Origin of the sequence: Streptomyces sp. NBC_00086 (assembly GCF_026343255.1) — a bacterium.
In the GTDB taxonomy this organism is placed as follows: domain Bacteria; phylum Actinomycetota; class Actinomycetes; order Streptomycetales; family Streptomycetaceae; genus Streptomyces.
Genome location: NZ_JAPELZ010000001.1, coordinates 4,163,733 through 4,177,197, shown reverse-complemented (window position 1 = coordinate 4,177,197; position 13,465 = coordinate 4,163,733). Strand labels below are relative to the sequence as shown.

Sequence of the window (13,465 nt, the reverse complement as noted above, 5' to 3'; positions counted from 1 at the left end):
TCACCCTGGGCGAATGGATGACAAGCGCACCGTCAAGGTGTCCAAATACGTCTCGAAACACCTCCGCCATCAGCCGGAACGCATCGGACTGGTGCTCGACCCGCACGGCTGGGTGGAGATCGACGATCTTCTGAGCGCCACGGCCACCCACGGCTTCCCCATCAGCCGGGCCGAGCTCGACCACGTGGTCGCCGCCAACGACAAGCAGCGGTTCGCCGTCGACGGCAGCCGGATCCGTGCCAACCAGGGGCACACCGTCCCCGTGGACCTGGACCTGCCGGAGGCCGAACCGCCCGCGTACCTCTACCACGGCACCGTCGCGGCCGCCCTGGACGCGATCCGCGCCGAGGGACTGCGCCCGATGGCACGCCACCACGTCCACCTCTCCCCGGACCGGGAGACCGCGACCCGCGTCGGCGCACGGCGCGGCCGGCCGGTCGTCCTCGCCGTCGACGCGGGGGCGATGCGCGCAGCGGGGCACGTCTTTCGGGTCAGCGCCAATGGGGTGTGGCTGGCGGACTCCGTGCCGCCGCAATTCCTGCGGTTCCAATAAGCCGGAGACGCCCCGGCGGCCCCTGAATTCACCGGGGGATTGTCAGATCATCCCCCTACTCTGTTCCTCACTCCGGGATCTGTGAGGGGGGTACCTCGCGGTCGCCGAACAACCCGTACCAGCACGCGAGGTGACGCCCCATGACGTCCGAAGAAAACCAGGGAACCCATCCGAACACCTTCCAGGTCGATCTGCGCGGCCTGGTCGACCTGCTCTCCCACCACCTCTACTCCAGCCCCCGCGTGTACGTCCGCGAGCTCCTCCAGAACGCCGTCGACGCGGTCACCGCCCGCCACGCCCTGGATCCCGAAGCTGAGATCTCCATCCGCCTGTCGGCGACCGGGAACCGGGTGACCATCGAGGACAGCGGCATCGGCCTGACCGCCGACGAGGCCCACTCCCTCCTCGCCACCATCGGACGCAGCTCCAAGCGCGGAGGCCCGCACGGCCTGGAGACCACCCGCCAGGAGTTCCTCGGCCAGTTCGGCATCGGTCTGCTCGCCTGTTTCGTCGTCGCCCGCCAGATCCGCGTGGTCACCCGCTCCGCCCGCGATCCGCTGGCCGCGCCCGTCGAGTGGCTGGCCACGGACGACGGCTCGTACACCGTCCGCGAACTTCCCTCCGACGCCCGCCCGGAGCCCGGCACCACCGTGGTCCTGGAGGCCCGCCCCGGCGCCGAGGAGTGGACCGTCCCGGCCAAGGTCGAGCAGCTGGCCCGCGACTACGGCTCCCTGCTGCCCTACGACATCACCTTCGACGACGGCTCCGCCGCCGGACCCCGCCCGGTCACCGACCGGCCCGCCGTCTGGGACCGGCCCTTCCCCACCCCCGCGGCCCGCCGCGTCGCGCTCGCCGGGCACTGCGCGCAGCTCTTCGGTTTCACCCCGCTCGACAGCATCGACCTCGACCTGCCCGTGGCCGGAGTGCGCGGAGTCGCGTACGTCCTGCCCGAGCCGACCAGCCCCGCCCACCGGTCCGGACACCGCGTCCACCTCAAGGGCATGCTGCTGACCGACAAGGCCGACAACCTGCTGCCCGACTGGGCGTTCTTCGTGCGCGCAGTCCTCGACACCGACACCCTGCGGCCCACCGCCTCCCGCGAGAACCTGTACGACGACGAGACCCTGGCCGCCGTGCGCGAGGCCCTCGGAGCCCGCGTCCGCGCCTGGCTCGCCGAGCTCGCCACCAGCGAACCCGAGCGGCTGGCGGCCTTCCTGAGCGTCCACCACCTCGGGGTGAAATCGCTGGCCCGCCACGACACCGAGCTGCTCGGCCTGATGCTGCCCTGGCTGCCGTTCGAGACCAGCGACGGCTCGATGAACCTGGAGGAGTTCGCCGCCGCGCACACCGAGATCCACTTCACCCGGACCGTGGAGGAGTTCCGCCAGATCGCCCCGATCGCGGCCGCCCACGGCCTCGGCGTCATCAACGCCGGCTACACCTACGACGCCGATCTGCTGGCCATGCTGCCCTCCGTACGCCCGGAGCTCAAGGTCACCGAGCTCGACGCGGGCGCCGTCACCGAGCGCCTCGATCCGGTCCCGACCTCCGCCGAACTGGCCCTGGCCCCCTTCCTGGCCACCGCCCGCACCCGGCTGGAGCCCCAGAGCTGCGACGTCGTCCTGCGCGCCTTCCAGCCCGCCGCCGTTCCCGCGCTCTACCTCGACGACCGCCAGGCCCGTCAGGAGCGCGACCGCACGGCAGCCCTGGAGACCGCCGACTCGCTGTGGAGCGGCATCCTCGGTTCGCTGCGCGGCTCCGCTCCGCGCGCCCGCCTCGTGCTCAACCACAACAACCCGCTCATCCGCCGGATCGCCGCCCTGCCCGACGAGGCCCTGACCGCCACCGCCGTCGAATCGCTCTACGGCCAGGCCCTGCTGAGGTCGCAGCGGCCGCTGCGCGCGGCCGACACCGCCCTGCTCAACCGGTCCTTCCTCGGGCTCCTGGAATGGGCGACGCACCCGGTCGGCATCACGGACAGCACCACGGACAGCGCCACCGGAGCCGACCCCCAGGAGGATCAGAAGTGAGCACGATGACGCGCGAGGAGATCGAGCGCGGACTGGCCGAGAACCGCCAGGCTCCGGGCGGGACCGCACGCAACGCCCACGCCGAGGCGCTGTCCGCCGCCGCCGAGGCGACCGGGGACCGCCCGCTGTTCCGGGCGGCACTGGACAACCTGATCAACGCCTACCTGTACAGCTCCGAGTCCCCGAAGATGCTCGTCCCCTTCGCCCGGCTGCTCCAGGAGTACGACAAGGACCCGGGCGCCTTCGACGAGTGGGACGCCCACTCGCTGTTCTGGCAGTTCAAGTGGATCGCCAGCGCCATCGGCAACTCTCCGGAGATCCCGCTGGAGTCGGCCGCCGGCTGGCTGGACGAGATGGAGCGCCGCTACCGGATCGCCGGCTACAGCGAGCGTCCCGTGCGCGAGGCCGAGCTGTGGTTCGCCGACGCGACCGCCGACGACGAGCGGGCCGGCCGCGCCTATGCCGGCTGGCAGGCCGCCGACCGCGACGACATGAGCGACTGCCACGCCTGCGAGCTCAACAGCCAGGGCCAGTACGCCGTGCTGCGCGGCGACGACGCCGAGGCCCTGGGGGTCTGGCAGCCGGTGCTCTCCGGTGAGCAAACCTGCGCCGAGGAACCCCACCGGGTGCTGGCCGCCTCGCTGCTGCCGCTGGTGCGGCTCGGCCGGTTCGACGAAGCCCGCTCGGCCCATCTGCGCGGATACCGGCTGGCCCGGGGCAAGGAGAGCCTGCTGCCCTCGGTGGGGCGGCACATCGAGTTCTGCGCGCTCACCGGGAACGAGTCCCGAGGTCTGGAGATCCTCGCCGAGCACGCGGCGCACGTGTCCCCGCTCGCCAACCTCTCCGATCAGCTGGCCTTCCACGGCGGAATCCTCGTCCTGCTGCGCCGCCTGACGGAGCTGGGCCACGGCCAGAACCCGGCCGCCGCCTACGAGGGCAATCCGCGCACCGTGTCCGAGCTGTACGAGGTGCTGCGCGCGGGCTCGCTCGACATCGCCCGGCGGTTCGACGCGCGCAACGGCTCCACCCGGGTCTCGGAGCGGTTCCTCGCGCGGATCGGTGCGGCCCCGCTGGCCGCGGTCCTGCCGCTGGGCGTACGGAGCTCCGCGCTCGCGGCGCTCCCGCAGCCGGGGCCCGCCCCGGCACCCCGGGCGGCGGCCCCGGCCGGGGGCTTCGCCGAACTCGTGGAACGGGCCCGTGCGGCACGCGACCTCGGGCACCCCGGCGCGGACGCCCTCTGGGAGCAGGTGGCCCTGCACCCCGAGGCCGCGAGCGGCGCCGATCCTCTGGTCGCCGCCGATGTGGCGGACCACCGGGCCCTGGCGGCCGCTCGGGCCGGCGCCGGCGACGCCGCGGAACTGCTGGCCGGCGTACGCGAGCGCTACCGGGAGCTCGGGCTCGCGGAGCGCGCCGCCCTGGCCGAGCTGCGGCTGGCGACCGTGGCCGCACAGTCGGGCACCGGGGCGGGGGAGCTGCGCGCGCTGCTGGCCGTCGCCCTGCGTGCCGCCGAGGCACTGGACGCGGACGATCCGCTGCGGACCCGGCGGATCGCGCTCGCGGAACTGACCGGGATCCGGGTGGAGTCCTACCTGCGCTCGGTCGAGGCCACCGAGGACCCCGAGCACGGCCACGGGGACGGGCACGGGCACGGCCACGGCGCCAGCCACGATGGGCAGCACGGGCACGGCGAACTGGCCGCCGAGCTCGCCGCCTTCGCCGATGCCTACGCCGCGGCCCTGCCCGACGTGGTGGCGGAGGCCGAGGAGATGCTGGGCCGGCTCGCCCTCTCGCAGGGCGACCCGGAACGTGCCGTGGCGCTGCTCGCCGGATCCGCCGACCGCTCGGTGGCGGCGGGCCGGCCGTGGCTAGCCGTGGACCCGCTCGTGTTGCGGGCCGGCGTGCTGATGTCGCTGGAGCGGGTGGACGAGGCCGAGGAGTCGGCCCGAGCGGGTCTGACGCACGCCGCGGAGGTGACCGACGCCAAGGCGCAGGGCGTCGTACGGCTCACCCTCGCCGACATCCTGCTGGGGCAGAGCGAGGCCGACGCGGAGGCCGCGCGGCACGCTCTGGACGCGGCGCACTGGCTCGATCAGGCCGGGCTCACCGCCGACGGCGGGGCCCAGGCCCGGCTGCTGCTCGCCCGGTGCCACGCCCGTGAGGGCCACACCGTCGAGGCGGCCGAGGTGCTGCAGTCGACGCTGCCGGACCTGCTGGAGCACGGTGAGGGCCAGGCCGTCTCCGTACGGGAGTTCCTGGGCGACCTGCTGCGCGATCTGCAGGATCCCCGGGGCGCGGCCGAGCAGTACCTGCTGGCGGCGGGGCTCGCCGAGGACTGGGAGGACCCGCGTCCGCAGGCGAACTTCGCCCAGGCCGCGGCCGACCAGCTCTCCGAGGCACAGCTGGTCCCGGAGGCGGTCGCGGCGTACGAGCGGGCCCTCGAACTGCGCCGTCGGTCGAAGGACGCGCCGGTCGCCGAGGTACGGATCCTGCGGTCGCTGGCCTGGCTCGGGCTGCGCGAAGAAATCACCGACGCGGGGGTGGCACAGGCCCGGTCGCGGATGGGCGAGGCGGCCGAGGTGCTGACCGCCGCGCTGGCGCAGGCTCCCGAGGACCCCGAGGCACGGGCCGAACTGGCCGAAACCTGGAACCAGCTCGCCCAGGTCCTCGACCGCCGGGTCCGCGCCGACGAGGAGGCGGAAGAGGAGGCGGACGAGGAGGAAGGACGGGGTTCAGGGCCCGCCGAACCGCTGGGTGCGGCGGAGCTCGAAGCGCTGCGGCTGGAGGAGATCCTGCTGTGGGAGCGGGCCGCCGCCCTCCACGCGGAGCTCGGCCCGGAGCACCTCCAGGCCCGGTTCCAGTGCGTGAACAACGCCGCCTGGACCGAGCACGAGCTGGGCCGGCCCGAAGCCGGCGCCGCCCGGGTCTCGGCGCTGGCGGCCGAGGTACGCGCGCTGCCCGAGGGCGTGGCCCCGGAGTGGCTCCTGGAGAGCGCCGAACGGACCACGGAACACCTGCTGCGCGCCTCGTCCTGAGGCCGGGCGCTGCCGTCGCTCCGAACCCCGGGGCGACGGCAGCGGCTCGGTCCGGCTCCGCTCAGCCAAGCTGTGCGAGCGCCTCGGCGGCGATCCGCTCAGCCCAGCTGTGCGAGCGCCTCGGTGGCGATCCGCTCGAAGACGCCCTGGTCGGCGGCGAAGTCGGAGTCGGGGATCGGCCAGTGGATCACGAGCTCGGTGAAGCCGAGCTCCTGGTGGCGGCCGGCGAAGTCGACGAAGGCCGCCACCGACTCCAGCGGCCGTCCCCGGTCCGGGGTGAAGCCCGTGAGCAGGACCTTGTCCAGTTCGGCCACCTCCCGGCCGGTCTCCGCACACGCCTTGCCGAGCTTCTCGACCTGGCCGCGCAGGGCCTGCACCGACTGCTCCGGGGTGCCCTCGTCGAAGATCTTGGGGTCGCCGGTGGTCACCCACGCCTGCCCGTACCGCGCGGCGAGCTTCAGGCCGCGCGGGCCGGTCGCGGCGACGGCGAAGGGCAGCCGGGGCCGCTGGACGCACCCGGGGATGTTGAAGGCCTCCTCCGCCGAGTAGAACGTGCCCCGCTGCGAGACGGAGTCCTCGGTGAGCAGCCGGTCGAGCAGCGGCAGGAACTCCCCGAACCGGTCGGCGCGCTCCTTGGGGGTCCACGGCTGTTCCTGGCCGAGCACGGTGGCGTCGAAGCCGTTGCCTCCGGCGCCGATGCCGAGGGTGATCCGTCCGCCGGAGACGTCGTCGAGAGAGATCAGCTCCTTGGCGAGCGTCACCGGGTGGCGGAAGTTCGGCGAGGTGACGAGCGTACCGAGGCGCAGCCGCTCCGTAGCCGTCGCGGCGGCCGTGAGCGTCGGCAGAGCGCCGAACCACGGGCCGTTGCGGAAGGTCCGCCAGGACAGGTGGTCGTAGGTGTAGGCCGCGTGGAACCCCAGTTCCTCGGCCCGCTGCCACGTGGAGCGGCCTCCCTCGTGCCAGCGGTCGACGGGCAGGATCACGGTACTCAGGCGCAGACTCATGCCCCCGAGCCTACGTCCGCCCCACAGCGGGTCGTCGGCATCCCGGCGACACGATCGGATCGGTCCGGCCGGGCTGCAACTCCTGACCCCGCCCTGCCTGACCCTCGGCCTCGCAGCCCTCGTCGCGGGTGCCCCCCCGGCGCCGTCATGCGCCGCTCTGGGCCTTCTTCCGCCACAGGGCGAGCAGGACGGCGGAGTAGGGGCGGGCCGGAGCCGCGGTGCGGCCGGCGCGGGCCAGGGCGTCGGCCGCACCGGCCAGGACCTCGCCCACCAGCACCGGTTCACGCTCCGGGTGGTGGGTGCCCGCCCGTTCGCACCCCGTGCACAGGGCCATCGCCAGACTCGCGACCCACTTCGCGTGCGGGCCGCCACAGGCATCGCAATCCGCCGCGCGAGCTGAAGGGATGAGCACGTCGCCCCCGTGTGACGTCATCGGAACCGGCACCGACCCGGCAGCGCGAACGGCAGCGGCACCGGCGAGGAGATCCTTCCACCGCCCACTGACAACCATGTCGCGATGTTTCACGTGAAACGTCGCCGACCCCTGCCATGGGCGAAGATGGAGCCGTGACCTCGGCTCCCCAGTGCCCGGACGGGCCAACCCCCGCGACCCGGCTCATCGCCACCGACCTCGACGGCACCTTGCTGCGCGACGACAAATCCGTCTCGGAGCGCACCGTCGCCGCCCTCGCCGCCGCCGAAGAGGCAGGCATCGCGGTGTTCTTCGTGACCGGACGCCCGGCCCGCTGGATGGGTGTGGTCAGTGACCACGTCCAGGGCCACGGCCTGGCCATCTGCGCGAACGGCGCCGCCGTCGTCGACCTCCATGCCCTCGACCGGCACTCCACCGACCAGCCGCCCACGGGCCGGGAGTTCGTCCAGGTCAGGCCGCTGCCCCGGGTCACGGCGCTCAAGGTGGTGGAGGCCCTGCGGGGCGCCGCCCCCGGCACCTCCTTCGCCGTCGAGCTGACCACCGGCATCAACTACGAGCCGCAGTACCCGCCGTTCTTCCAGGACCCGGGCGCCCACGTCGCCACCGCCGAGGAACTGCTCCACGAGGCCACGGACGACGACTCGGCGCCCGTGCTGAAGGTGCTCGCGCACCACTCCGAGCTGGCTCCGGACGAGTTCCTGACCCTGGCCCGCTCCGTCGCCGGCGCGTACGCCTCGATCACCCGCTCCAGCCCGACCTCCCTGCTGGAGATCAGCGGCCCGGGGGTCTCCAAGGCGAGCACCCTGGCACTGTGCTGCGAGGAGCGCGGCATCTCCCCGTCCGAGGTGGTCGCCTTCGGCGATATGCCCAATGACGTGGAGATGCTCGGCTGGGCCGGCACCTCGTACGCGATGGGCAATGCCCATCCGGATGTCATCGCCGCCGCGTCGGGCCGTACGGTCGCCAACAACGAGGACGGCGTCGCCCTGGTCATCGAGCGCATCCTGGCCGAACGGACCGCCCGCACCGAGGCGTAGCCACGAGCCGAAGCACGGCTACAGCGGGGCCTCCCACACCAGGGTGGTCCCGCCGCCCTCCTCGCCGAGGCCGGGGCCGTACGAGCTGGATCCGCCGAGCGACTCGGCCCGCCGGCGCAGGTTCCGCAGCCCACTGCGCCGCCCGCCCTCGGGGATGCCCACCCCGTCGTCGGCCACCTCCAGCCGGACCCCGGGCCGTCCATCGGCCAGGCTGACGGTGGAGTCCAGCACCACCTCGATCCGGGACGCCTCCGAGTGCCGGAACGCGTTCGACAACGCCTCGCGCAGGGCCGCGATCAGGTTCTTTCCGACGAGCTCGCCGACGACCGCGTCGATCGGTCCGAGGAAGCGGTGCGCGGGCTTGAAGCCCAGCGGCACGGCAGCCATGTTGATCTCCCGCAGCACCCGGGTGCGCAGCCCCGAGGGGGCCTCCGCCGGTCCCTGCTGGAGCGCGAAGATCGCGGTGCGGATCTCCTGGATCGTCACGTCGAGCTCGTCCACGGCCTTGCCGACACCCTCGCGGACCTCCGGGACGATGGAGCGGCGCTGGGCGCCCTCCAACATCATCCCGGTGGCGAAGAGCCGCTGGATGACCAGGTCGTGCAGGTCGCGGGCGATCCGGTCGCGGTCCTCGAACACCGCGAGGCGCTCCCGGTCCCGCTGCGCCTCCGCCATCATCAGCGCCAGGGCCGCCTGCGAGGCGAACTGCGTGGCCAGGGTCCGCTCCGCCTCGGTGAACGGGCGCTTCCCGCGCGCCCGCGGCGTGACGAGGGCCCCCAGCACCCGGCCCCCGCTCTGCAGCGGAAGCATCATGCAGGCCCCGTACTGGCTGGTCAGGCGACTGATCATGCGCGGGTCCGAGGCGGCGTCGTCCACGAAGACCGGCTCGCCCTCCAGGAGCCGGGCCACCACCGGGCTCTCGGCCGGGATGACGACACCGAGGGAGGTCGCCGGGTTCTCCGCGGAGACCGCGACGATCTCCATCCCGCCCTCCTCGGCCGGCAGCATCACGATCCCGGCGGCCGAATCGGCGAGCCGGCGGGCCTGTTCGGCGACGACGGCGAGCGCGTCGTCCGCGTCCCCGCCCGACAGCAGGGCCGTGGTGACGGCGACCGAGCCGTCGATCCAGCGCTCGCGCTGGGTGGCGGCCTCGTAGAGCCGGGCGTTGCCGATGGCGATGCCCGCCTCGGTCGCCAGCACCCGGACCATGTGGACGTCGTAGTCGTTGAACTCGCCGCCGCCGTTCTTCTCCGCCAGGTAGAGGTTCCCGAAGATCTCTCCCTGCACGCGGATCGGAACGCCGAGGAAGGTCTTCATCGGCGGGTGATGGGCGGGGAAGCCCTCCGAGCGCGGGTCCTTGGTCAGGTCGGCGAGCTGCACCGCGTCGGGGTGCGAGATCAGCGCGCCGAGCAGACCGCGCTTCCCGTCCGGGCGGTGCCCGATCTTCTTCGCCACCGCGTCACTGATGCCGAAGGTGACGAAGTCCGAAAGCCCCCGGCCCTCGGTGTCGACCACGCCGATGGCCGCGTAGCGGGCGTCCGCGAGCTCGGCGGCCGTCTCGCAGATCCGGTCCAGCGTGGAGTGCAGTTCGAGACCTGTACCGACCGACCGCATGGCCTCCAGCAGCTGCGGCACCCGGGCCGTGAGCTCGGTGGAAAGCCCCTGGAGACTCCGGGTGGCAGCGGTCGCGGCCTCCATCGGGTCGGACGTCGCCGATGAGGGCTCCGGCGGGTACTCGGGCGATTCCTGCGACTCCTGCGCTGACATGCCCTTGAGCCTAGTTAGTCCCCTTTGGTGAGGAAAGTCGAGCCTGCCCGGTACCGACCGTCAGGTCCGCTTCCCGCTCCCGCTCCAGCAGCCCGCGCAGCGGACCGGGAGCCGCCGCCAGCTCCTCGTACGCACCGCGCTGGACCACGACGCCGCCGTCGAGGACGAGCACCTCGTCGACCTCTTCCAGGCCGGCCAGCCGGTGCGTGATCAGCACGGTGGTACGCCCCTCGGTCGCGGCCAGCAGGTCGGCGGTCAGCGCATCGGCGGTGGCCAGGTCCAGGTGCTCGGCCGGCTCGTCCAGGACGAGGACCGGGAAGTCCGCGAGCAACGCCCGCGCCAGGGCGAGACGCTGGCGCTGACCACCGGAGATCCGCTCGCCGTGCTCGCCGACCAGCGTGTCCAGCCCGTCCGGGAGCCCCTCGGCCCACTCAAGCAGCCGGGCCGCGGCGAGGGCCTCCCGCAGCCGCGCCTCGCTCGCCCCCGGATCGGCCAGGCGCAGGTTCTCCCGTACCGAGCTGTCGAAGATGTGCGCGTCCTGCGCACACAGGCCCACGACCCGGCGCACGTGGTCCCCGTCGAGGGCGCGCGCATCGGTCCCGCCCAGGGTGTACGAGCCTTCGTGCTGGTCCAGGAAGCGCAGCAGGACCTGCGCCAGCGTCGTCTTGCCCGCTCCCGAAGGCCCGACCACCGCGATCCGGCGGCCCGCCTCCAGGGTCAGGTCGAGCCCGCTCAGCGCGTCCTTCTCCTGCCCGGGGTGGCGGGCGGCGAGCCCCGTCAGCCGCAGCGGGAAGGGCGAGGCGGGCAGGGCTTCGGGCCGCTCCGGCTCGGTGACCGGAGCGGGCGTGTCGATGACTTCGTAGACCCGCTCGGCGCTGCGCCGGACCCGCTGGCGGTACTGGACGGCCTGCGGAAGCCCGCTGACGGCCTCGAAGGCGGCCAGCGGGGTCAGGACGACCACCGCCATGGCCACCCCGGACAGCCGGCCGCCGGCGACGGCGTCGGCCCCGACGGCGGCCGAGCACACCACGGTCAGCCCGGTCACCAAGGAAGACAGCCCGCTCCCGAGCCCGGTGACGGCGGCCGCGCGGGCAGCGATCCCGGTCAGTGTGCGGTCGCTGTCCTTCGCGGCGGCCTTGCGCCCGCCGAGCGCTCCGGCAACGGTGAGCTCCGCGGTTCCGGTGAGCAGATCCGCCACACGGGTGGCGAGCTCGCCCCGGGCGGGCGCGAGCCGGCGCTCCGTCCGGCGTGCGCAGACCGCGCTGACGAGCGGTACGCCGACCCCGGCGGCCAGCAGCCCGACGGCGAGCATCGCCCCGGCCGCGGGCAGCAGCCAGGCGGTGAACGCCACCGAGCCGGTGCCCACGAGCACCGCGGTGCCGACGGGCAGCAGCCAGCGCAGCCAGTAGTCCTGCAGGGCGTCGGCGTCGGCCACCAGCCGGGTCAGCAGATCCCCGCGCCGCTGGGTGCGCAGTCCGGCGGGCGCGATGCGCTCCAGTCGCTGGAACACCGAAACGCGCAGGTCGGCGAGCATCCGCAGGACCGCGTCGTGGGACACGAGCCGCTCCGCGTACCGGAAGACGGCCCGGCCCATGCCGAAGGCCCGCGTCGCGGTGACGGCCACCATCAGGTACAGCACGGGAGGCTGTTCGGAGGCGCGCGAGATCAGCCATCCGGAGACGGCCATCAGCCCGACGCTGCACCCGACGGCCAGCGCTCCCAGGAACAGCCCGAGCCTGAACCGTCCCTGCCAGGCCTTGGCCACGCCCCGCACCCGCCTGAGCGGGTCACGGCCGTCGGCACCGCCGCCGCCCGTACCGTCGCCGCCCGCAGCGCCCGCCCGCGCCGGAGTGTCGCCGAGGATCCATTCGCCGGGATCGCGCGGAGCCGGTCCCGGCGCCGTCCGTCCCGGCCGCACCGAGGGAAGGGGCGCGGCGGGGGAGGGCGGCCCGGCACAGCCGGCCCCGACCCTCACGACCCGGTCGGCCAGCGCCAGCAGCGCGGGCCGGTGCACCACCAGCAGGACGGTCCGCCCGACCGCGAGGCGGCGTACCGCCTCCACCACGGCCGCCTCGGTCTCGCCGTCCAGCGCCGCCGTCGGCTCGTCGAGCAGGAGCACCGGCCGGTCCGCCAGGAACGCCCGCGCCAGCGCGAGACGCTGGCGCTGCCCGGCGGACAGTCCGACCCCGCCCTCGCCGAGGAGGGTGTCCGCCCCCCGCGGCAGAGCCCGTACGAACTCCCACGCCCCGGCGTCCACCAGCGCGGCGGTCACCTCGGCATCGGCGGCGCCGGGCCGCGCCAGCCGTACGTTCTCCGCGATCGACCCGGCGAACAGGTGCGGCCGCTGCGGCACCCACGCGATCCGCTCCCGCCACTGTTCGGGCGCGAGCCCGGCCAGGTCCACGTCCCCGACCCGGACCCGGCCCGCACTCGGCGTCACGAAGCCCAGCAGCACCTGCAGCAGCGTGGACTTGCCCGCGCCGCTCGGCCCGCTGAGGGCCACGCATTCACCCGGCTCCACGGTCAGCGAGACGGGTCCGGGGGAGTCCTCGCCCCGACCCTCGTACCGGACGGCCACCCCGTCGAGCTCGATCCGCAGTCCCGAGACCGGAACAGCGGCCGTCCCCTGCGAGGCGGCGACCGGGGTCTCCAGCACCTCGAAGATCTCTTCCGCGGCGGCCAGCCCCTCCGCCGCCGCGTGGTACTGCGCCCCGACCTGACGCAGCGGCAGGTACGCCTCGGGCGCCAGGACCAGGATGACCAGCCCGGTGTAGAGGTCCAGCTCCCCGTGGACGAGCCGCATGCCGATGGTGACGGCGACCAGCGCCACGGACAGGGTCGCCAGCAGTTCGAGCGCGAACGAGGACAGGAAGGCGATGCGCAGGGTGCGCATCGTCGCCTGCCGGTAATCATCGGTGATCTTGCGGATGGACTCCGCCTGCGCCTTCGCGCGGCCGAACACCTTCAGGGTCGGCAGGCCCTCCACCACGTCCAGGAAGTGCCCCGAGAGCCGGGACAGCAGCCGCCACTGGCGGTCCATCCGGGACTGGGTGGCCATGCCGATCAGGATCATGAACAGGGGGATCAGCGGGAGCGTGACCACGATGATCGCCGCCGACACCCAGTCCTCGGTGACGATCCGCGCGAGCACCGCCACGGGGACGACGATCGCGAGCCCCAACTGGGGCAGGTACCGCGAGAAGTAGTCGTCCAGGGCGTCGACTCCCCGGGTGGCCAGGGCCACCAGGGAGCCCGTCCGCTGTCCGCTCAGCCAGCCGGGCCCGAGGTCCGCCGCCCGCTCCAGCAGCCGGCCGCGCAGTTCCGACTTGACCGCCGCGCTCGCCCGGTGCGCGGCCAGCTCGGTCAGCCAGGCGACCAGGCCCCGGCCGAGCGCCACCGCCGCGAGCAGCAGCAGGGGCGTCCGCAGGGCTGCGCCGTCCAGTCCGTCCTCGAAGGCGCCGACCACGATCTCGGCGATCAGCATGGCCTGGCCGACGACCAGCCCCGCCCCGGCGAGCCCGAGGGCCACCACCGCCCCCAGGAAGAGGCGGGTGGACCGGGCGTACCGAAGCAGGCGCGGGTCGATCGGTTTCACGTGAAACATCCCCA

Annotated in this window: 8 protein-coding genes; 4 read left to right on the top strand and 4 right to left on the bottom strand. The window is 73.8% G+C overall.

Annotated elements, in window-relative coordinates:
• Nucleotides 1-13 precede the first annotated feature (13 nt).
• The 3 genes from OG276_RS18670 to OG276_RS18660 all read left to right on the top strand — a co-directional run bounded on the left by OG276_RS18670 (nucleotide 14) and on the right by OG276_RS18660 (nucleotide 5,615).
• Nucleotides 14-553, top strand: coding sequence for an RNA 2'-phosphotransferase (locus OG276_RS18670; RefSeq protein WP_266906952.1), 540 nt, complete (start codon nucleotides 14-16; stop codon nucleotides 551-553).
• 140 nt (nucleotides 554-693) lie between these two features.
• Nucleotides 694-2,583: an HSP90 family protein gene (locus tag OG276_RS18665; RefSeq protein ID WP_266906951.1), complete on the top strand. Its 1,890-nt coding sequence runs from the start codon at nucleotides 694-696 to the stop codon at nucleotides 2,581-2,583.
• Complete coding sequence (locus OG276_RS18660) at nucleotides 2,580-5,615, top strand: tetratricopeptide repeat protein (protein WP_266906940.1); 3,036 nt, start codon at nucleotides 2,580-2,582, stop codon at nucleotides 5,613-5,615. The genes OG276_RS18665 and OG276_RS18660 overlap by 4 nt, the downstream gene beginning before the upstream one ends.
• Before the next feature lie 98 nt (nucleotides 5,616-5,713).
• Here the strand turns inward: OG276_RS18660 and OG276_RS18655 are convergent, their stop codons facing one another.
• Together OG276_RS18655 and OG276_RS18650 are read right to left on the bottom strand one after the other, a co-directional pair.
• A complete protein-coding gene (locus tag OG276_RS18655) occupies nucleotides 5,714-6,619 on the bottom strand; it encodes an LLM class flavin-dependent oxidoreductase (RefSeq protein ID WP_266906938.1) in 906 nt (301 codons plus the stop codon).
• Nucleotides 6,620-6,764: 145 nt separating this feature from the next.
• Complete coding sequence (locus tag OG276_RS18650; RefSeq protein WP_266906936.1) at nucleotides 6,765-7,031, bottom strand: hypothetical protein; 267 nt, start codon at nucleotides 7,029-7,031, stop codon at nucleotides 6,765-6,767.
• A 137-nt stretch (nucleotides 7,032-7,168) separates the two neighbouring features.
• On the opposite strand from OG276_RS18650, the gene OG276_RS18645 reads away from it, so the two are divergent.
• Nucleotides 7,169-8,089: a Cof-type HAD-IIB family hydrolase gene (locus OG276_RS18645; protein ID WP_266906934.1), complete on the top strand. Its 921-nt coding sequence runs from the start codon at nucleotides 7,169-7,171 to the stop codon at nucleotides 8,087-8,089.
• An 18-nt stretch (nucleotides 8,090-8,107) separates the two neighbouring features.
• Here OG276_RS18645 and OG276_RS18640 read toward each other — a convergent pair whose 3' ends face one another.
• Together OG276_RS18640 and cydD are read right to left on the bottom strand one after the other, a co-directional pair.
• A complete protein-coding gene (locus tag OG276_RS18640) occupies nucleotides 8,108-9,787 on the bottom strand; it encodes a GAF domain-containing sensor histidine kinase (protein WP_266912914.1) in 1,680 nt (559 codons plus the stop codon).
• 79 nt (nucleotides 9,788-9,866) lie between these two features.
• A complete protein-coding gene (gene cydD, locus OG276_RS18635) occupies nucleotides 9,867-13,451 on the bottom strand; it encodes a thiol reductant ABC exporter subunit CydD (RefSeq protein WP_266906932.1) in 3,585 nt (1,194 codons plus the stop codon).
• Nucleotides 13,452-13,465: the final 14 nt, after the last annotated feature.

What these genes read in the sequence shown, in the direction of transcription:
- OG276_RS18670 (WP_266906952.1), top strand. Translation starts at nt 14, where the DNA reads ATGGATGACAAGCGCACCGTCAAGGTGTCCAAATACGTCTCGAAACAC.
- OG276_RS18665 (WP_266906951.1), top strand. Translation starts at nt 694, where the DNA reads ATGACGTCCGAAGAAAACCAGGGAACCCATCCGAACACCTTCCAGGTC.
- OG276_RS18655 (WP_266906938.1), bottom strand. Translation starts at nt 6,619, where the DNA reads ATGAGTCTGCGCCTGAGTACCGTGATCCTGCCCGTCGACCGCTGGCAC.
- OG276_RS18645 (WP_266906934.1), top strand. Translation starts at nt 7,169, where the DNA reads ATGGGCGAAGATGGAGCCGTGACCTCGGCTCCCCAGTGCCCGGACGGG.
- OG276_RS18640 (WP_266912914.1), bottom strand. Translation starts at nt 9,787, where the DNA reads ATGGAGGCCGCGACCGCTGCCACCCGGAGTCTCCAGGGGCTTTCCACC.